Origin of the sequence: Streptomyces sp. NPDC059785, assembly GCF_042732375.1 — a bacterium.
Taxonomy (GTDB): Bacteria; Actinomycetota; Actinomycetes; order Streptomycetales; family Streptomycetaceae; genus Streptomyces.
In genome coordinates this window covers 58,061-77,725 of record NZ_JBHWHV010000011.1, presented here as the reverse complement: position 1 = coordinate 77,725, position 19,665 = coordinate 58,061, and the positions used below count along the sequence as shown (strand labels likewise).

The window sequence follows — 19,665 nt, the reverse complement described above, 5'->3', positions numbered from 1 at the left end:
GCTGCGCACCGGCGGGCACCGCCGGGGCCGACCGCGCTCCCGCCGACCGGGTCCGCGAGGTCACCGGGGCCGCTGTGGCGCTTCTCGGGGAGCTGTCCGAGGCGGGCCGGGCCGCCGTCAGGCCGAGGCGGGCACCGGACGGCCCGGCTGCCGGGCCGGGTCCGGCAGCGGACGCTCCGGCCGAATGAAGGGCAGGTCCGGCGCCCGGTCGGGCCGGAAGCCGTGGAAGCGGCGGGCGAGGTCGGCGGCCCCGTAGCGGTGGCAGTCCTGGTGCCACTTCAGGATTCCGGACAGCCAGTGCTCCAGCTCGCGGACGTAGCCCCGCAGGGTGTCGCGGGCCTCCTCACCGAGGTCGAAGTCCTCGAAGAGGAGGGGCAGTTCGTGCGCGGCCACGTGCTGGAACTGCTTCATGCGCTGCGTCATCAGGTCGTTCACGATGTGCAGGGCGGCCGGGTAGTCGCAGCCGAAGAAGTGCTGCACGACGAGAATGCCGTTGTGGATCTCGCCCTCGTACTGGATCTCCTTCTGGTACGAGAAGACGTCGTTCACGAGCATGCCGCAGTCCATGGCCGCGTTCTCCAGGGAGCGGACCGGGCCGCTGCGGTAGACCTCCGGGGGGATCGTGGGGCCGTGGCCGAGCCGGCACAGGCTCGTCGTCAGTTCGGAGCCGAAGGTGTGGCGGCGCATCTCCAGGTAGTCGACCGGGTCCGGGACGCGGTGCTGCGCCTGGTTGGACAGCTCCCACAGCCAGCTGTCCGTCATCACGTCGACCGCGCCGCGCATCGTGCGCTTGGCGTCCGGTGTCATGTCCGCGGTGGTCCGGGTCCACAGGTCGACGAGTCCGCGCTCCATCGCGTTGGCCGGGACGAGGGGCGGCTCGCCGTCGACGGGCATGCAGGCGGACAGCCGCGCGGTGCAGACCTTGGCCGCCGCCAGGTCCTTGCGGTGCCCGAAGACCAGCGGGTAGTAGTCGTCGCCGTAGGTGCCCCAGGCCAGCCACTGGGACGACAGGTCGAGGCCGTCCGCGGTGGCGTCGGGATGGATGCCCGCGGCGCACAGCGGCAGGTCGTAGGCGATGAGTTTGTCCTCGTCCCAGACGCCCTCGGAGAGGATGCCCATGGCGTGCGACCAGCAGGTGAGGCGCCCGCGCGCCCCGTCCAGGTGCGGGCTGAGCGTCACCTCGAAGGGCATGTGAATGTCGGGGATCAGGGACGGGCCGACCTCCTGGTAGGGCACGTGGCTGTAGGAGCGCAGGCGCTCCGCCCCGGCCGCGGAGAGCAGGGCGCCGACGTCCGCGGCGGACCCGCCGAAGCCGGCGGCACCGGGGATCCGCGGCTCCCGCACGGCGCCCTCGTTCATGTACCGGCTGGAGCGCAAGTGCCACTCGTGGCCGCCCGACTGCCAGTCCTGGAGCCCCCGCGTGTACGCGGCCACAGCCGCCACCCGGTCGGGCGTGAGCGCCCGCTCCGCCGCGAGCGCGGGCACCTCGGTGAGCGCCGTGTGCTCGAACTGGTGCAGCCGGGAGGTGAGGATGTCGTTGACGGCGTCGGCGGCCTCCTGCGTCGAGCAGCCGAAGAACGTCTCCAGGACGAGCACGCCGTTGCTGAGCTCGCCCTCGTCCTCGACCTCGCGCTGGTAGGAGAACAGGTCGTTGCGCAGGTGCACGCCGTCGGCGAACGTCTCCATCAGCACCCGCAGCGGCCGGGAGTCCGCGACCTCCGCGGGTACTTCGGCGGTCGCGTACTCGACCAGGCCCGCGGACCACGGGGCGCCGCCCACCTTGCGGCGCATCTCGATGTACTCGACGGGGTTGGCGACCCGCCCCTCGTTGATGTTCGACAGCTCCCACAGCGACTCGTTCAGCAGGTGCTCGGTGGCGATGGAGAACCGTTCCCGCCACGGCCGGGACATCGACGGCACCGTGCGCGCCCAGAGGTCGGCGAGACCGGCCTCCACCGGGTTCTCCGGCTCCGGCACGGGGGTGCCGGGGTCGAGCGGCATGAACAGCGGCAGCCGGTCCAGGTACGCCTTGCCGCCCGCGCGGTCCTGGGTGCGTTTGAAGGTTTCCAGGAAGTGGTCGTCGAAGAAGAACACCCACACGTACCAGTCGGTGATGAGCGACAGGGCGGGGCCGTCGCACTCGGGGTGGGTGTACGCGCACAACAGCCCGTAGTCGTGCGCCTCGAGGTCGGACTGCTCCCAGATGCCGGAACCTTCCAGCATGCCCATCCCGCGCGCCCACTCGGCCGAGTGCGTCCTGGCCTCGTCCAGGTGCGGGTTCAGCCGCGCGGGATACGGCATGTAGAAGTGCGGAAGTCGGAACGGCTGCGTCATGGCCCGGCTCTACCCAGGGCCTGCGGAAGGCATCCTTCCGCCCGCAGATGAACACACCATCGCGTGAATGGCCGGGCACAGGTCCGGCACCGGGCGGGCAGCCCTCCTACGGAAGGGGCTGTTCGGGGGCCGTCCGGTCCTCCTCGGCGGGTGCGTGGCCCCGTACCGCACGGCCCACCCGGGCGCGCAGCGCCACGAACTCCGGCAGGGCTCGGGTGGTGATCTGGTCCCGGTCGGCGGGCAGTTCCAAGGGGAGGTCGAGCACCACGTGCGAGCCGGGGCCCGGGGAGAGCACCACGACCCGGTCGCCCACGTACACGCTCTCGTCCATGTCGTGGGTGACGAAGACGATGGTGGTGTCGTACGGCTCCAGGCGCGCGGTGAGCCGGTCGGCCACCGGCGGCAGGAAGCCCTGGAAGAGCGGGTGGGACTCGGGAAAGCCGGAGCGCCCGGAGAGCGGGCTGATCCACACGGCCGCCCGGAGCCGTTCGGCGAGGGCGAGGACTTCGGGCAGGGCGTGCTCGTCGTCCACGCCGGGGCCGACGACCAGGGCGGGGCGCGCGCACGCGTCGAGACGGGCGGCGAGGGCGGCGAGCGCACGCGGGTCCGCGGTGAACTCGGCGTGCACGGTGCGCGGCGCGACCGGTTCGGCCGGCCGGTCCCAGTCGTCCTCGGGGACGGACACGAACACCGGCCCGCGCGGGTGCGTCATGGCGATCCGGTGCGCCTCGGCGAGCACGGCCGGTACGCCGGCGGCGCGCTCGGGCTGGCGGCTGGACTTCACGTACGGGCGCGGGAAACGGGCCGGTTCGTCGGCGCCGGGGAAAGGGCGTACCGCCGGACGTCAGGGCCCGACCTGGATGAGCGCGTGCGTGCCGCTGGTGCGCCAGCGCTGTCCCTCGGCCGAGACGAGCGCCGCCTCCGTGGCCGTGTCGAGGCCGGTGATCACATCGGACTTGAGGGTGCGCAGGGCGGCGACGGGGCCGGGGAAGTACGCCGTGGGCTCCGTGAAGGGCGTGGTGGGCGACCACATGCGGTCGCCCACCAGGCGACGGTAGTTGAGGTCGCCCTTCATGATCGTCACGGTGGCGTCGGCGAAGTCGCGCCGCAGGTCGTCGGGCATGTCGGCGTACGGCAGCGGGGCGCAGGAGAAGGGGTGGGCGCGGACCGTCAGCCGGCCGTCGCCCGCGGCGGCCCAGAGCCGGTGCCCGGCCTCGGCGGCGGCGCCGGTGGTGCTGCCGTCGCGGGTCAGCCGGCGCAGCGCGTCGATCAGGTCGGCGGTGGTCGCGTCCGACACGTAGTAGGGGTACGGCTTCAGGTGCAGGACGACGCGGTCCGCCCGGCCGTGGCGCAGCAGGTGGTCGGCGAGCAGCAGGTCGGGGATCAGCTCGCGGCCCGCGTTGTCGGCGACCAGGCACACCGTGCCGCCGGTCAGCAGCGCCCGGAGCGCTTCACCGTCGTCGGCGACGAGCCGGCTGTCGGCGCCGCTCTCCTGACCGGCGGAGAGCTGGAAGCCGAGGTCCGCGCGGTTGCCCCAGACCGCGCCGTGCAGCAGGGCCTCCGTTTGTTCCGCGGCCGGTCGCGCCGCCAGTCCGTCGAGCGCCGCCAGCTCCGCACCGGCTTCCGGAGTGTCCAATTCCGCGAGTTTGAACGGGCGGAACGGGTCGATTCCGCGCCAGGGGCCCGGGCCGAAGTACCCGACGGCCTCGAGGAGCTTGCGGTAGAAGTAGCTCTCCGCCCAGAGGAAGGGCAGCTCGAACCAGGAGCGCCCCGTGTGCTGACGGCAGCCCCACGCCTCCCACCGCTCGCGGTCCGCCGCGTCCGCGCCGAGCGGTTCGACGACGCCCTCGGTGGCGCTCTCCAGCAGCGCGTCGAGCGCCCGGCGCTGCTCGGGCCCGTACGGGAAGGCGTCCCGCACCTTCCGGATGAGCGCCGGGTGCCGCTCGGCCAGCACGCTGTGCGGGAACGACTCCGGGTCGGCACTGACGATCACGGGGGCTGCTACGGGCATGAGGGTGCGTTCCTCCGGGTTCGGGCGGGCTTTCGGGGCCGGGCGGACGTCAGGGGTGGGCGGGCCCTCGGGAGCGGGCGGGCCTTCGGGGCACAGTAACGGGCGGGGGCGGTTTGAACGCGGCACGCGGCCGCCTCGTACATCAGGGTGCCCCGCACACCGGGTTGCCCCACGCATCAGGGAGCGCACGGGCCCCGTCGCGACCGACCGAGGAGTTCCGTCGGATGACAGCACACCGCACCGTCGTCGAGGAGTTCCGTCGGATGACAGCACACCGCACCGTCGTCGCGGCCGCCGCCGTCGCGGCGGTCCCGTTCCTGCTGCTGCCGTGGACCGCCGGTCCCGCCGCGGCCCACGGCGCGCCCACGGACCCGGTCAGCCGGGTGGTGGCGTGCTCGCCGGACGGCACGAGCCGGGGCTCGGCCGCCTGCCGGGCGGCCATCACGGCGAACGGCGCCCCCTTCACCGCCTGGGACAACCTGCGGGTCGCGAACGTCGACGGCCGGGACCGCCAGGTCATCCCCGACGGGCGGCTGTGCAGCGGCGGCCTGCCCGCCTACCGGGGCCTCGACCTGGCGCGCTCCGACTGGCCCGCGACCCGTCTCTCCCCCGGCGCCCCGCTGACGCTCGTCTACAGCTCGACGATCCCGCACACGGGGACCTTCAAGCTTTTCCTGACCAAGCCGGGCTACGACCCGAAGAAGGCCCTGACCTGGTCCGACCTGCCCAGCCGTCCGTTCGCCACCGTCACCGACCCGGCCCTGACGGACGGCGCCTACCGGATCCCCGCGCGGCTGCCCGCCGACCGCTCCGGCCGCCACGTCCTCTACACCGTCTGGCAGAACTCCAGCACCTCGGACACGTACTACTCCTGCTCGGACGTCGTCTTCCCGAAGGCCGCGAGCGGCGCGGGCGCCTCCACCGGGCCGGAGGCGACGCCGACCCCGACCCCGACCCCGACTCCGACTCCGACTCCGGCGGCGAAGACGCCCGCGCCCACAGACACGCCCACTCCGACGCGGACGCCCGTCGCGGCGGAGACGTCCGCCCACGACACCGCCGCCGACCGGTCCGAGCCCGTCGCGCACACCGACTCCGGCGGCCCGGCGACGCTCCCGCTGATCGCGGGCGGCGCCGGGGCGCTGGCGCTGACCGCGGGCGTCGCGATCGGTCTGCGCCGGCGGCGCTGAGCACCGTTGCCCGGCCGCGGGAGGCCGGGCAACGGCATACGTGCGCGGGCACGGTGATCCGTAGCCCGGTCGTCCAGCAACTCGGGCTCGGTGGTGGGAGGTTGATGCAGCGCGCAGGCGGATTCCGGCCGTCCCTCCTGTTTCGGACACAGCCCCTTCGACGCCCCGGTACGGCGGCGTAGCGTGCCCAGCGGGTACCGCTTCCAACTGCCACGGAGGCTCCGATGGGAACTGCACCGCCGGAAGACCCGAGGGGACACGCGCACCCTCTGACGATCGACCCGACCGGCCGCGACATCCACGGCGAAGCCGCCCGCATCCGCGCGCGCGGAGCCGCGACCCGCGTCGAACTCCCCGGTCAGGTGACGGCCTGGGCGGTCAGCAGTCCGAAACTGCTGCGCCGGCTGCTCACCGACGCCCGGGTGTCCAAAGACCCGCGCCTGCACTGGCCCGCCTTCGCCGAAGGCCGGATAACGCCCGACTGGCCGCTGTTCACCTGGGTCGCGGTGCAGAACATGTTCACCGCGTACGGCGGCGACCACAAACGCTTACGGGTCCTCGTCTCCAAGGCGTTCACCGCCCGGCGCACCGCGGCGCTCCAGCCCCGGATCGAGGAGATCACCAAGGGACTGCTCGACCGGCTCGCCGAGGCGGGCCGCCGCAGCGCGGTGGTCGACCTGCGGGAGCTGTACTGCTACCCGCTGCCGATCCAGGTGATCAGCGAACTCTTCGGCCTGCCCGAGGAGCGCGGCGCCGTGCTCAAGGCCCACGTGGACGACCTCTTCCACACCTCCGCCGACCCCGGCGAGATGACGGCCAGCTACACCCGGATGTACGCGCTCATGGCCGAACTCGTCGCCACGAAGCGGGAGTCGCCCGGCGACGACCTCACCACCGCGCTCATCGCGGCCCGCGACGACGAGGGCCGCGCCCCGCTGAGCGAGCAGGAACTGCTCGACACCCTGACGCTGTTCATCGCCGCCGGGCACGAGACCACGGTCAACCTCCTCGACAACGCTGTCCACGCGCTCCTCACCCATCCGGACCAGCTCGCCCTCGTCCGGTCCGGCGACGTCGCGTGGCAGGACGTGATCGAGGAGACCCTGCGGGTCCGGGCCCCGGTCGCCAGCCTGCCGCTGCGCTACGCCGTCGCGGACATCGACCTCGGCGCGCTCGGCGACCCCGCCGGTACGGTGATCGCCGCGGGCGAGCCCGTCCTCGCCGCGTACGCCGCCGCCGGACGCAGTCCCGAGCAGTACGGCGCGGACGCGGACCGCTTCGACGTCACCCGGGCCGACAAGGAGCACCTCGCCTTCGGGCACGGCGTGCACTTCTGTCTCGGCGCGCCGCTGGGCCGGCTCGAGGCCCGGATCGCCCTCCCGGCCCTCTTCGAACGGTTTCCCGACCTCCAACTCGCCGTTCCCGACGACGAGTTGGTCCCCGTGGACTCCTTCATCTCCAACGGCCACCGCGCGCTCCCGGTCCGGCTGGACCCGGCGGCCGGCTGAGCGCGGCCTTCACAGGCGGGCGCGGAGGCCGTCGAGGACCTCCTGGAGGATCCTCGGGTCCGCGGCCTCGGCGGGCGGTACGGGCGGGCGGACGACCAGGGCGCCGCTGTCGACAAGGTCGGCGACCAGCACCTTGGTGACGCTGACCGGCAGCCCGAGCCGCCCGGCGGCCTCGGCGACCGACAGGGCGCCGGGCCCGCACAGCGCGAGCAGCCGCCGCTTCTCCGGCCCGAGCACGGTGACGGGGCTCCGACCGGCGGCCTGCCCCGCGTCGCCCGGCTCCCCCTGGTCACCGGAAGCAACCCGGTCGCCGGGCGCCTCCTCGTCGGCGGCCAGCACCAGCGTGTCCGCCTCCAGGGTGTTCCGGCTCGGGTACGCCCGCCCCTCCGTGACCACGTACGTCCGTACCAGGCGCGGCGCGGCGCGCTCCCGGGGCGTCACGGCGCACCGCCGTCCCCGTCGCGCCCCGGCTCACCCGCGCCCCGGTCCGGAGGCGACGCCCCACCCTCACCATCCCCGTCGCCCCCCGGCTCACCCGCGCCCCGACCCAAAGGCGACGCCCCGCACGCTCCGTCCCCGTCGCCCTCTCCGTCCCCGTTGCTTTCGACGCCCTCCGCTCCCGGCGCCGTGCCAGGTCCCCCGCCCTCCGCGCGCCCCCGCCGGAAGCCCTCCGCGAAGGCGCTGACCCGCCGCGCGTTCTCCTCGGCGGCCCGCAGGATGGCCTCGTCGGACTCGGCTCCGGCGGCCGGACCAGTGGCCGTACCAGACGTCCTCCCCTCGGCCGGTGACCGCTGCGGCCCCCGGGCCCCGCGCCGCCGCCGACGCCGCGGCAGCCCGCCCGCCGTGACCGCCGGCTCCTCGGCAGCGTCGGCCGCCCCGTGCCCCGTATCCCCCGCATGCTTCGCGTCTCCCGCATCCCCCGCCCCGAGCAGTTCCGCCGGTACGGAGACCACCGCCCGTACGCCCCCGTGCGGCGACCGCGCGTCCACCGTGACGGCGAAGCCGTACCGGGCGGCGAGTGTCCCGGCGACGGCGAGACCGAGGCGCGGGGGGTCGCCGAGGCGGGCGAGGGGGACCGGGACGGGGCCGGTGAGCACGTCGGCGGCGTACTCGGCGTCCTCCGCGCGCAGACCGGTGCCCGCGTCGTCGATCAGTACGCGGGCGCCGTCGGGGCCCGTCTCGAGGACGGCCTCGACGGTCGTGTCCGGCGGGGAGTGGCGGGCGGCGTTGTCGAGCAGTTCGGCGAGGGCGAGGACCACGGGTGCGACGGCCCGCCCGGCGACGGTGCGGCCGGCCGGTCCGGTGACGCGGATCCGCCGGTAGTCGCGGACGCGGGAGACGGCGCCGCGTACGACGTCCAGGAGCGGGGTGTCCGGGTGCTCCCGGCGCGGCGGGGCGCCGCACAGCACGGCGAGGGCCTGGGCGCGGTGGCCGAGCTGGGCGTTGAGGTGGTCGATGCCGAGGAGGTCGCGCAGGACGCCGGGGTCGTCGTGCCGGTCCTGGGCCTCGGCGATGGCGCTCTGCTGGGCGAGGGCGAGGGCCTCGACCGGGCCCACGGCTTCCCTGAGGGCGGCCCGTGCGGAGCGCTCGGCGGCGGTGCGGGCCTGCTCCACGGCGTCGACGAACCGTTCCAGCACGTGGTCGAGGCAGTCGGCGACGGCGGTCCCGGCCAGCCGCGCGTCGAGCGGTCCGGTGTCCAGGAAGGCGGCGGCCCGGCCGGGCCCCGGCGGCCACGGTTCGTCGGCCGGCCGCGGCAGCCGTACCGCCACCAGGTGCCGTACCTCGTTCTCCCAGGCCCGCAGCCGGTCCGCGAGCCGGGCGTTGCGTTCGCGCTGGCGGACGTGGGCCCGGTGCCGGAGCAGCAGGAGCACGGCCAGCACCGGCACTGCGACCGCCAGGACCCAGCTCGCCGCCTCCGGTGTCCGTCCGGGCATGGATCCCCCTCCGCGCCGACGTGCCGTGTCCGGGCCTCTCCTGGTGACACGATCTCAACTACGTACGCGTTCACCGGCTTGCTCACCGGCCGGCGGGGTGCGCGCCGCGAGGGGTGTCTTACGGCCACGGCCGGTCACTTGCGCGCGGGCCGTGCGGTCACCGTGAAGCGTGCGCCGTCGGGGTCGCTCAGGATGATCTCGCCGCGCTCCGGGTCGTGCCGGACGACGCCGCCTCCGTGGGCGACGGCGGCCTCGGCGCGGCCCGCCACGTCCGGGACGGCGAAGACGACCTGCCAGTGCGGTCTGAGAGTGGGGTCGGGCGCCTCGCCCAGGGCGCCGGAGAAGATCCGGGCGACCACGTCGCCCTGGTTGCTCAGGACGACCTCGTCGCCGTCGTAGACGACCTCGCAGGAGCCCGGTCCGCCGGAGGCCCACCGCAGGACCTCGCCGTAGAAGATGGCGGCGTCGAAGGCGTCGCGGGTGTGCAGCCGTACGAAGGCGGGGGCCGACTCGCGCCAGTGCTCCCAGCCGGCCACGAGCGCGCCCTCCCAGACGCCGAAGACGGCTCCGTCCCGGTCGGCCAGCAGCGCCGCCCGGCCGGACGGGAAGGCGATGGGGCCGACGGCGGGGGTGCCGCCGCGTTCCTTGCCGCGCGAGACCGCCTCGTCGGCGTCGGCGACGGCGAAGTACGGGGTCCAGGCGACGGCCGTCTGCCAGGCGCCGGCGACCTCCGCGGCGCCCGCGACGGGGACGCCGTCCGCGCAGGCGAGGCGGAACCGGTCACCGTGACCGGCGCGGCTCCACTCCCAGCCGAGCACGGCCGCGTAGAAGTGCTGCGCGGCCGCCAGGTCGCGTGCGCTGAGGCTGACCCAGCAGGGCGCGCCGGCCACCGCGTGGCTGGAGCGGACCGCTCCGTGAAGCGTTCTGTCGCTGTTCATCGCCGTACCGTCCCGCGTCCGAGCCGCACTGCTTCACAATCCAGCATCCCCCGACCCGGGCCGGGGCGCACCGCGGGGGCCGGGGCGGCCCGGTCGGGCCGCGCTCAGTGCGGGTACGTGACGTTCTCGGTGCGCCGGCCGGGGGCCGCGCCGGGCAGGCCGCCGGTGCCGAGCCGTTCGAAGCGTTCCTGCACGTTCGCGGCGAACTGCTGCTGTTCGGTCCCCGGGTAGGACTGCCCGGTGATGTTCATGGCCACGGTCAGGACGCCGCTGATCGGCGAGCCGGGCGAGGTGCGCACGGGCGTGCACAGGAAGCTGAAGTCCTGGGGCGCGTGGAAGTCGTACGTGGTGAGCGTCGCGCGGGCCAGGGTGGTGGCCTGGCCGCTGTGGTAGGCGTCGTCCATCGCGTTGAAGACGCCGATCGCGTCGAGGCCCGGCAGGGCCATGCGGCCGGGGCTGAACTGCGCGGCCATGCCGAAGGCGGCGCCCTGCTTGCCGTTGGCGTAGCGCAGCAGGTGGTTGGCGCCCTCGGTGAGCATGATGGGGAAGGGCGCGCCGTCGAACACGGCGAACAGCTCCTGCTGCTGGGCGAGGAGGCTGTCGCGCAGCTTGAAGTCGGCCAGCAGGGTCTCGGTCAACTCCCGCATTCCCTCGCGGAGTTTGCGGTCCCAGGAGCGCGGCACCATGTCGGCGACGCACACGGTGCCGAGGATCATGCCCGTGTTGTCGCGCAGCGGGGTGCCGAGGTAGGAGCGCACGCCCATGTCGTTGACGAGCGGGTTGCCCTTGAAGCGCGGGTAGTCGAAGACGTCGTCCAGGGCGAGCTGGGAGCCCTGGGCGACCACGTGCGGGCAGAAACCGTAGTCGGCGGGGGCCTCGCGGGCCACGCTGCTGAGGTCGAACACGATGCCGCCGCCGGTGGCGTCGGCCCGGTCGTCGGGAGAGGTGGGCGGGACGTACATGCCCCGGAACATCTGCTGCTCGTCGTTGATGAAGTTGACCATGGCCAACGGAGATTGTGTGAAGCTCGCCGCAAGCCGTGCGACACGGTCGAAGGTCTCCTCCGCGTCGGAACTGTTGAGGCCGAGAACCTGCAGTCGCAGCCTGCGCTGTTCGCCCGCGAGCCGGGCCTGATCAGTTGTCAGGGGATCCATGGGATCAGATGAAATCAGAATCCGGGCTTCCGTGGATCGTCTCGCACGGTAATTTCATCATCACCCGTCACACTGGACACACGGTGATGTCCCGTCGTTCCGGCCCGGGACGTCCCCTTCGGTCCCCCTGCACCGCTCGTCCCGTCTGTCCCCAACCTCGAATTCTGTCCAAGTAATTATGGGTTTCAACCTTGGGCGATCACTTCCCGCCAAACCTGTCTTCAGGAATGAGCAGAAACCTTTTCGCGTACGACAATCGTGCGGTGGGCTGGTTTTCGACGATGACGCGTGCGATCCGACGCACCATCAGCCGCCCTCCATGCGCGAGAACCGGTGCAGTGGGCTGCGAGAGAGGGCACAGCGGCGTGGGTCAGGTGGACTTCGAGCTGCGGGCGTCCCGCCCCGCGCACGAACGGCAGGCTGTTGCCGGCCAACACGTCAGCGGCCATTTCCCGCCAAGATCAACAACCGCGTGGTCCGCACCGCCCGCACCGTCCGCACCGCCCGCGGCGGCTTCCTGCCGCTTCCCCAGCGACCGCCCGCCGACCCGGGCCGGCACGGCACCCCGTGCCGCCCGTCCGGGTGCCGGGCCCGCCACGACGGCCGGGGCGTTACCGCTGTCGTAACCGTTCCCCGTCCGACCGGGACCGCGGGCCCCGCGGCGACCCGGGGGCACGGCACGAAGGGCCCCCACGCCCAGTGCCGTCCCCCGCGAGCGCCGCCGCCCCCGCCCGGTTCCGGGCCACCGCGCAAAGCCACCCCCCGCACACGCACGGTCATCACGGTCATCGGGAAGCACCAGAAGGGAAAGCTCATGAATGGGTCGGACGACGGACGGTCCGTGGCAGTGATCGGCATGGCCTGCCGACTGCCGGGCGCGCCGGGCACCGACGAGCTGTGGGAGCTGCTGTGCGGCGGCATCGACGCCACGAGCGAGACCCCGCCCGAGCGGTACGACGTCGACACCCTGTACTCGCCGCGGCGGCGGCCCGGCCGCATAGGCAGCCGCCGGGCCGGATACGTGGACGAGGTCGCCGACTTCGACGCCGAGTTCTTCGGGATGTCCGCCACCGAGGCGGTCGAACTCGACCCGCAGCAGCGGCTGTTGCTGATGACCGCCTACGAGGCGCTGGAGGACGCCGGGCAGCGGCCCGACCTGCTGGCCGGCAGCCGCACCGGCGTCTTCGTCGGCAACGCCCGCTCCGACTACCTGGAGTCGGCCTTCCGCCAGGGCCTCGACGCCGTGACGGCCGCGCAGTTCCACAACTTCCGCTCTCTCATACCGGCGCGCCTGTCCTACGAGTTCGACTTCCGCGGCCCCAGCGAGGTGATCGACACCGCCTGCTCCTCGTCGCTGGTCGCCGTCCACCGGGCGGTGCAGAGCCTGCGGGCCGGGGAGATCCCGCTGGCGCTGGCCGCCGGGGTGAACATCAAACTGCGCCCGGACGAAGGCGTTCTGATGACCCAGGCCGGCACGCTCGCCGCGGACGGCCGCAGCAAGTTCGCCGACGCGGACGCCGACGGGCACGCCCCGAGCGACGCGGTCGCCGTGGTCGTCCTCAAGCCGCTGGGCCTCGCGCTGGCCGACGGCGACCGCATCCGGGCCGTCGTCCGGGGCAGCGCGGTCGGCAACGACGGCCGTACCAGCGACTCGGTGCTCAACCCCTCCCTGGCCGGGCAGGTCGAGGTGCTGCGCTGGGCGTACGCGGACGCCGGGGTGGAGCCCGGCGACGTCGACTACGTCGAGGCGCACGGCGCGGGCTCCCCCGCCCTGGACGCGCTCGAACTGCGGGCCCTGGGCGAGGTGCTCGGCCGGGGCCGCCCCGCTGAACGGCCGCTGCTCGTCGGCTCGGTGAAGACGAACATCGGGCACGCCGAGGCGGCCGGCAGCCTCGCCGGGCTGATCAAGGCCGTGCTCTGCCTGGAGCACGGCCAGGTGCCGCCCAGCCTCCATCTCGCCACCCCGCGGCCCGACGTGGACTGGGCCGGGCTGCCGCTGGCGGTGCCCGGTCAGGTGCACGACCTGCCGGACCTCGACCGCCCCGCCCTCGCGGGCGTCTCAGGGCAGGGCTCCTCGGCCCTGAACGCGCACGTCGTCCTCGGCCAGGCGAGCCGCCCCGCCGCCCCGCCCGAACCGGTGGCGGACGGCGCCCCGTACGTGCTGGCGCTGTCCGCCCGCTCCCCCGCCGCCCTGGCCGAGCTGGTCCGGGCGTACGCCGCCTACCTCGCCCCCGACGGGCCGGGCGCAGAACACCCGGTGCGGGACATCTGCTGGAGCGCGGCCCTGCGCCGGCAGCACCACGAGCACCGCGCGGCCGTCGTCGGCTCCTCGCACGAGGAGCTGGCGGCGGCCCTGGCCGGGGCGGCGGGCCCGGCGCGGCCCAAGCGGCAGTGGCGCGAGCGCGGCGCGCTGCTCGCCGCGGTCGCCGACCTCTACCGGGCGGGCGCGGCGGTGGACTGGGGCCAGGTGTTCGGACTGCCGGGCCGGTACGTGCCGCTGCCCCGCTACCCCTGGCAGACCAGACGGTTCTGGCCGGGCGAGGAGTCCGGCACGGACGGCGGCGCGGACGGCGGCGACCTGGCGTCCCGGGTGCTGCGCGAGCACGCGCGCACCCGCTTCGACGACGGGTCCGCGCTCACCGACATCGGCATCGACTCGCTGGCGAAACTGCGGATCGTGGTGGAGCTGAACAAAATCTCCGGCGGTGACATCGACCCCGAGGAGTTCGGCCGGCTGCGCACCGTGGGCGAGCTGCGCCGGTGGACCCGCGCACTGGAGGCTCCCGCACGATGAGCGACCCGCAGACGGTGTACGGCTGGTTCGCCCGCTCGGCCGACTCGTTCACCGGCCATCCGGCTCTGGAGGTGGACGGCTCGCGGCTCACCTACGGCGAGCTGCGCGCGCTGGCCGAGCGGCTCGCCGCCCGCCTGGTCCGGGCCCACGGCGGCACCCCGCCCGCCCGGGTCGGCCTGCTGACCGGCCGCTCGGTGACCGCGTACGCCGGTTATCTGGCCGTGCTCAGGGCGGGCGCGGCGGTCGTCCCGCTCAACCCCGAGCACCCCCCGGCCCGTACGGCGACGATCGCGCGGGCCGCCGGGCTCGATCTGCTGCTGACCGACACGCCGGGCGCGGGGGACGGCCTCGGGGTGCCGGAACTAGCCGTCGGGGACCCGGAGTTGGCGGTCGTGGCGGGCGATCCCGCTCCCGCCGTGCCGTTCCCCCGGGCGGCCGCGGACGGCATCGCCTACATCATCTTCACCTCCGGCTCCACCGGCACCCCCAAGGGCGTGCCGATCCTGCACCGCAACCTCGGCGCCTACCTCGAACACATGGCGTCCCGGTACGGCATCGGCCCGGACAGCCGGCTGTCGGCGGCCTTCGACCTGACCTTCGACGGCTCGGTGCACGACCTGTTCGTCACCTGGGCGGCGGGCGGCACCCTGGTGGTGCCCCGGCGCGGACAACTGCTGTCGCCGGTGAAGACGGTCAACGACCTGCGGCTCACCCACTGGTTCTCCGTGCCCTCGCTGATCTCGTTCGCCTCGCGTCTGGGCACCCTGACGCCGGGCAGCATGCCGACCCTGCGGTGGAGCGTCTTCGGCGGCGAACCGCTCACCCTGGCGGCAGCCCGCGAATGGCAGGCCGCCGCGCCGGACAGCGCCCTCGAAGTCCTCTACGGGCCGACGGAACTCACCATCTCCTGCACCGCCTACCGGCTGCCCCGCGACCCGGCCGACTGGCCCGACACCCCCAACGGCACCGTCCCCATCGGCACCGGCCACCCCGCGCTCGATCTGCTGCTGCTCGACGAGGAGGGCAACCCGGCCGACAGCGGCGAGCTGTGCGTCCGGGGCCCGCAGCGCTTCCCCGGCTACCTCGACGCGGCGAACAACCGGGGGCGCTTCCTGCCGCCCGAGCCGCACCACCCGGACGACGGCGCGCCCCCGGGCGACCTGCACTGGTACCGCACCGGCGACCGGGTCGCCGTCCGCGACGGCGGCCTGGTCCACCTCGGACGCACCGACCAGCAGGTGAAGATCCGCGGACACCGCATCGAGCTCGGGGAGATCGAGGCGATGCTGCGGGAGCGGCCCGGCGTCCGCGACGCGATCGTGCTCGCCCGGTTGGCCGCCGACGGCGAACCGGAGCTGGAAGCGGCGGTCAGCGGCACCGGCTGCGACGCGGACGCCCTGTACGCCGCACTCGGCGACCGGCTCCCCCCGTACATGCTGCCGCGCCGGATCGCGGTCCTCGAGCGGCTGCCGCTCAACGCCAACGGCAAGATCGACCGGCGGGCGCTGCTCGCCGAACTCGGCCGCTGAACGGCCCGCTCCTCACCCACCCCATCCCCGACCCCGTTGTGAGGCACCCATTGTTCGACGCCATCGTGGTAGGAGCGCGCTGCGCGGGAGCGCCCACCGCCATGCTGCTCGCCCGCGCGGGACACCGGGTACTGCTGCTGGACCGCGGGACCTTCCCCTCCGACACGCTGTCCACCCACCTGATCCACCAGCCCGGCGTGGCCGCGCTCGCCCGCTGGGGCCTGCTCGACGCCGTACGGGCCACCGGCTGTCCGCCGCTGGACCGGGTGGTCTACCAGGTGGCGGACGTCCGCCTGGAGGGCAGCGCCCGGGGCGTGGACGGCCAGCGCGCGGCGTACGCGCCGCGGCGCCACGTCCTCGACACCCTGCTGGTCGAGGCGGCGGCGGCCGAGCCGAACGTCGAGTTCCGCGACCACGCCCTCGTCACCGGACTGCTGCGGGACGGCACGGGCCGGGTCGTCGGCGTCGAGGGCAGGCACGGGGAGCACGCCTTCACCGCGCACGCCCGGCTGGTGATCGGCGCGGACGGCATGCGCTCCACGGTCGCCCGGCTCGCCGGGGCCCCGTACACCCGCGAGGACCCGCGTCTGACCTGCGCCTACTACACGTACTGGCAGGACGTGCCGGCCACGATGGAGCTGTACGAGAAGGCGGCCGGCTGGGTCGCCGCCGTGGCCACCAACGACGACGCGACGCTGGTCCTCGCCTACTTCCCGCAGGCCCGCTTCGAAGGGGTCCGCGTCGACGCGCGGCACGCCTACCTGGAGCAGATACGGACCACCGCGCCGGGCCTGTACGAGCGGCTCGAGGGCGACCGGCGCAGCGAACGGCTGCGCGGCACGGGCGACCAGCAGAACTTCTTCCGGCGGGCGACGGGACCGGGCTGGGCGCTGGTCGGCGACGCCGGGCACCACAAGGACTCGATCACCGCCCGCGGGATCAGCGACGCCTTCCTCCAGGTGGAGACGCTCGTGCGGCGGGTGACAGGACGCCTCGGGGGCGACCCGCGCCGGCTCGACGAGGCCCTGGACGGTTACGCGCGGGAGCGGGACCAGGCCCTGCTGCCCGGGTACGAGGCCACGCTCGGTGTCGCCCGGCTCACCCCGCACGAACAGCGTCTGTCACTGCTGCGGGCCGTGCGGACCGATCCCGAACTGACGTCGATCTATTTCGACATGGTCGCCGGGATAGGTTCTGCGGGCGCCTTGTACACCCCTAAACTGCTGGCCCTCCTTTAGGGCCTTTCCATGGCCTTTTCCCCGGGTTTCCGTGGGCCTGTCACCAGGCTTTTCACAGGGGTTTCTTTGAACCTTCTTCAACTGCCCGGGAGTCGGCGGCAGTTGCCACTGGCGGATGCTGACGGTGCGGCATGATCCTGATACGGTGCAACCCATCGCCGACTTTTGATCACGGTGAGTCAAGGCGCCGCGCCGGGGGAAAGTCAGGCATCCCGCACCGTCCGTTACCGACTCCAGCGTTTCGCTGCCGTACGAGGAATCAGATGCCAGGCACACGCGACCGGCGGACCCGCCATCGGTCCGCCCCGCGCAGATCTCTCCGGTTCTCGTTCGTGCTGCCGTACGTCGTCCCGGCGGTGTTCCTCACCGGCCTGTGGGGCTACACGGCGGCCGAACTCGTCGACGAGCAGCTCCAGTTGCACGCCGACGCGGACCGGGCCGAGTCCGTGGCCCGACCGGCCCAGTCGGTCCTGTCCCGGCTCCAGGACGAACGCCGTCTGACCGCCGTCTGGCAGGCGACCCACTCGGGCTCGGCCCGCACGGCCCTCGACGAGGCCCGCGAGAAGACGGACGCCGCGGTCGAGACGTTCCGCGGCGGCTCCGCCGCGGCGACGGACGCCTCCGCCTCGCGGGCCGGGAAGCTGGACGAGGCGCTGGACGCCCTGGCCGCGCGGCGCGAGGCGATCGACGGCCACAAGCTGAACACCGGGGACGCCTTCCAGTACTTCACCAACACCATCACCGACAGCACCGACCTGCTCGCCGCCGCGCTGCGCAGCGACGACGGCGAGCTGTCCCACTCCGGCGCCGCCGCCACCTCCGTGGTGCGGTTCACGGAGATGCTCTCCCGCCAGGACGCGCTGCTCTCCGGCGCGCTGCGCTCCGGAGAGCTGTCCCCGGCCGCCCGCGTGCAGTTCGCCCAGTACCTGGCGATCCAGCGGCAGATCCGCGCCGACCTGGACACCGGGGACCTGGCCGCCGCCGAGGCCACCGCCTACGCGCAGCTCACCGGCAGCGCGCAGTGGACGTCGACGGCCTCGATCGCGGAAGCGGTCGTGGCGGCGAAGGGCAGCTCCGTGCCGCGACAGGCGTCGGCCTGGCCCGAGGCCGCGGACAGCGTTGTCAGCGACGCGCGGGAACTGGGCGCGAACGCCCTGGACAGCCAGGCCGCGGCGGCCGACGACCGGGCCGGCGGCCTGCTGCTCGGGCTGCTCCTCGGCACCGCCGCCACCATCGCCGCGCTGGCCGCCGGCGCGGTACTGGCCCGGCGCGGCCGGGCCTCGACGCTGGCCCGCCTCACCGGACTCCAGCGCCGGACCGAGGACCTGGCGAGCACCTGGCTGCCGCAGCTCCTGGAGCGAATAGGCCGCGGCGAGCACATCGACCCCGACACGCTCGCCCCGCAGCCGCAGCACACCACCGACGAACTGGCCAAGCTGGGCACGGCGATCGACCACCTGGCCCGCACCGCCGCCGACACCGCCGTACAGCAGTCCCTCGGCCGCGAGGGCACCGAGAAGGTCTTCGCCCAGCTCATCCGCCGTACGCAGATCCTGGTCCACCGCCTCATCTCGCTCCTGGACGACCTGGAGCGCAAGCACGAGGACTCGGACCTGCTCAAGGACATCTTCAAGGTCGACCACCTCGCCACCCGGGTGCGCCGGCACGCGGAGAACCTGGTGATCCTGAGCGGCTCCCCGCCCAGCCGCCGGATGACCGCGCCGGTCTCCGTCACCGACGTGATGCGCAGCGCGGTCGCCGAGACCGAGCAGTACACCCGGGTCAAGGTGAAGAACCTGCCCACCGACCGGCCGCTGGCCGTCGGCGGCCGGGCCGTCGCGGACGTCACCCACCTGCTCGCCGAGCTCATCGAGAACGGCACCAGCTTCTCCCCGCCGGACACCCAGGTCTTCGTCAGCGCGACCAAGGTGGCCAAGGGGCTCGCGATCCACGTCGAGGACCACGGCCTCGGCATGCCCGACGAGCTGCGGGCGCACGCCAACCACCTGCTCGCCCACCCGCCCAAGCTGGACATGACGGCGCTCGGCGAGGACCCGCGGCTCGGCCACTTCGTGGTGGGGCGGCTCGCGGAGCGCCACAAGATCAAGGTGGAGCTGCGCGAGTCCGTCTACGGCGGCACCCTCGTCGTCGTCCTGGTGCCCTCGGCGCTGCTGGAGGAGCACGACTCGCCGGTCCTGGAACAGCTCAAGTCGGCCGCGGCGGCGGGCGGCGCCCGCACCGCGGTCACCGGTCCGGGGCCCGCCGAGGCCGCCGAGCACGCCGGGGACGGCGTCCTGGTCGGCGCCGGTGCCACGGCCGGCGCGGGCGCGGGGCTCAGCACGATGCGGGCAGCCGCCGCCGAGACCATCCGGCACTCGCGCCCGGTGGATCACAGCGGGTTCCCCGAGTACGGCGGCGCGGGACTGCTGCCCGCCCCTTCCGGTCATCCCGCCCCTACCGGTCATCCCGCCCCGTCCGGTCATCCCGCGCCGGGCCCCGCCGCCGCGCAGTGGACGCCCGCGCAGGAACGTCCCGGCTCCCACGGACAGCCCGGTGCGCACGCCGGTCACGGGGGCCCGCACACCGGACAGCCCGCGGCCGGGCGGGACGGCTCGGCGGCGCCGCGGCCGGACGTCCGTGCCGCGCACCCCGGCACCGCGCACCCCGGCACCGGACGCCCCGGCCCCGCGGCCGGGCAGGCACCGCCCGGGGCCGGCACCCCCGCGACCGTCCCCGCCGCGGGCACCGGCGCGCAGCCGCCGGGCCCGCTCACCACTCCCAGCGTCCTGCCGCAGCGGACCAGGGGAGCGAGCCTCGCGCAGCAACTGCGCAAGGAGGCCGCCGAGGCGGGGTCCCCGCGGGACGACCGGGGCGAGGGCGGCATCTCGCCCGACCGGTCGGCCCGCGCCATGACCGCCATTCAGCAGGGGCTCAAGCGCGCACGGATCTCCGACGCCGACGAGTCGGACGGTACGGACGGACGGCAGGCCCCGTCGCACGGTCCCGGCGACTACTAACTGTGAGGAACATTCAGC

At 74.2% G+C, this 19,665-nt stretch carries 13 protein-coding genes; 6 read left to right on the top strand and 7 right to left on the bottom strand.

Going from position 1 to position 19,665, the window contains the following annotated elements; all coding sequences use genetic code 11:
* Nucleotides 1–117 precede the first annotated feature (117 nt).
* The 3 genes from cyc2 to ACFV6E_RS11165 form a co-directional block, all read right to left on the bottom strand.
* A complete protein-coding gene (gene cyc2, locus ACFV6E_RS11175; RefSeq protein ID WP_385460654.1) occupies nt 118–2,334 on the bottom strand; it encodes a germacradienol/geosmin synthase Cyc2 in 2,217 nt (738 codons plus the stop codon).
* Between the two features lie 106 nt (nt 2,335–2,440).
* Nucleotides 2,441–3,118: a hypothetical protein gene (locus ACFV6E_RS11170; RefSeq protein ID WP_385460651.1), complete on the bottom strand. Its 678-nt coding sequence runs from the start codon at nt 3,116–3,118 to the stop codon at nt 2,441–2,443.
* 60 nt (nt 3,119–3,178) lie between these two features.
* Nucleotides 3,179–4,345 carry a damage-control phosphatase ARMT1 family protein gene (locus tag ACFV6E_RS11165; RefSeq protein WP_385460649.1) on the bottom strand — a complete coding sequence of 389 codons (1,167 nt, stop codon included), beginning with the start codon at nt 4,343–4,345 and terminating at the stop codon, nt 3,179–3,181.
* 224 nt (nt 4,346–4,569) lie between these two features.
* Here ACFV6E_RS11165 and ACFV6E_RS11160 point away from each other — a divergent pair, with 224 nt between their 5' ends.
* Both ACFV6E_RS11160 and ACFV6E_RS11155 read left to right on the top strand, forming a co-directional pair.
* Complete coding sequence (locus ACFV6E_RS11160; protein WP_385460646.1) at nt 4,570–5,535, top strand: lytic polysaccharide monooxygenase; 966 nt, start codon at nt 4,570–4,572, stop codon at nt 5,533–5,535.
* 224 nt (nt 5,536–5,759) lie between these two features.
* Nucleotides 5,760–7,043, top strand: a complete 1,284-nt coding sequence (locus tag ACFV6E_RS11155; protein WP_385460643.1) for a cytochrome P450 — start codon at nt 5,760–5,762, stop codon at nt 7,041–7,043.
* A 9-nt stretch (nt 7,044–7,052) separates the two neighbouring features.
* On the opposite strand, the gene ACFV6E_RS11150 is transcribed toward ACFV6E_RS11155, so the two are convergent.
* The 4 genes from ACFV6E_RS11150 to ACFV6E_RS11135 all read right to left on the bottom strand — a co-directional run bounded on the left by ACFV6E_RS11150 (nt 7,053) and on the right by ACFV6E_RS11135 (nt 11,069).
* Nucleotides 7,053–7,484 carry a DUF742 domain-containing protein gene (locus ACFV6E_RS11150; protein ID WP_385460641.1) on the bottom strand — a complete coding sequence of 144 codons (432 nt, stop codon included), beginning with the start codon at nt 7,482–7,484 and terminating at the stop codon, nt 7,053–7,055.
* Nucleotides 7,481–8,977 carry an ATP-binding protein gene (locus tag ACFV6E_RS11145; RefSeq protein ID WP_385460638.1) on the bottom strand — a complete coding sequence of 499 codons (1,497 nt, stop codon included), beginning with the start codon at nt 8,975–8,977 and terminating at the stop codon, nt 7,481–7,483. The genes ACFV6E_RS11150 and ACFV6E_RS11145 overlap by 4 nt, the downstream gene beginning before the upstream one ends.
* A gap of 134 nt (nt 8,978–9,111) precedes the next feature.
* A complete protein-coding gene (locus tag ACFV6E_RS11140) occupies nt 9,112–9,915 on the bottom strand; it encodes a VOC family protein (RefSeq protein WP_385460635.1) in 804 nt (267 codons plus the stop codon).
* Nucleotides 9,916–10,019: 104 nt separating this feature from the next.
* Nucleotides 10,020–11,069, bottom strand: coding sequence for a GAF domain-containing protein (locus ACFV6E_RS11135; protein ID WP_385161513.1), 1,050 nt, complete (start codon nt 11,067–11,069; stop codon nt 10,020–10,022).
* Between the two features lie 814 nt (nt 11,070–11,883).
* Between ACFV6E_RS11135 and ACFV6E_RS11130 the strand changes: the two genes are divergently transcribed.
* From ACFV6E_RS11130 to ACFV6E_RS11115, 4 genes are all read left to right on the top strand, one after another.
* A complete protein-coding gene (locus tag ACFV6E_RS11130) occupies nt 11,884–13,863 on the top strand; it encodes a beta-ketoacyl synthase N-terminal-like domain-containing protein (RefSeq protein ID WP_385460632.1) in 1,980 nt (659 codons plus the stop codon).
* On the top strand, nt 13,860–15,392 hold the full coding sequence (locus ACFV6E_RS11125; RefSeq protein ID WP_385460629.1) for an amino acid adenylation domain-containing protein: 1,533 nt from the start codon (nt 13,860–13,862) through the stop codon (nt 15,390–15,392). Before ACFV6E_RS11130 ends, ACFV6E_RS11125 begins: the two co-directional genes overlap by 4 nt.
* A 38-nt stretch (nt 15,393–15,430) precedes the next feature.
* A complete protein-coding gene (locus tag ACFV6E_RS11120; RefSeq protein WP_385460626.1) occupies nt 15,431–16,630 on the top strand; it encodes an FAD-dependent oxidoreductase in 1,200 nt (399 codons plus the stop codon).
* 263 nt (nt 16,631–16,893) lie between these two features.
* Nucleotides 16,894–19,647 carry a nitrate- and nitrite sensing domain-containing protein gene (locus ACFV6E_RS11115; RefSeq protein ID WP_385460623.1) on the top strand — a complete coding sequence of 918 codons (2,754 nt, stop codon included), beginning with the start codon at nt 16,894–16,896 and terminating at the stop codon, nt 19,645–19,647.
* The last annotated feature ends 18 nt before the right edge of the window (nt 19,648–19,665 follow it).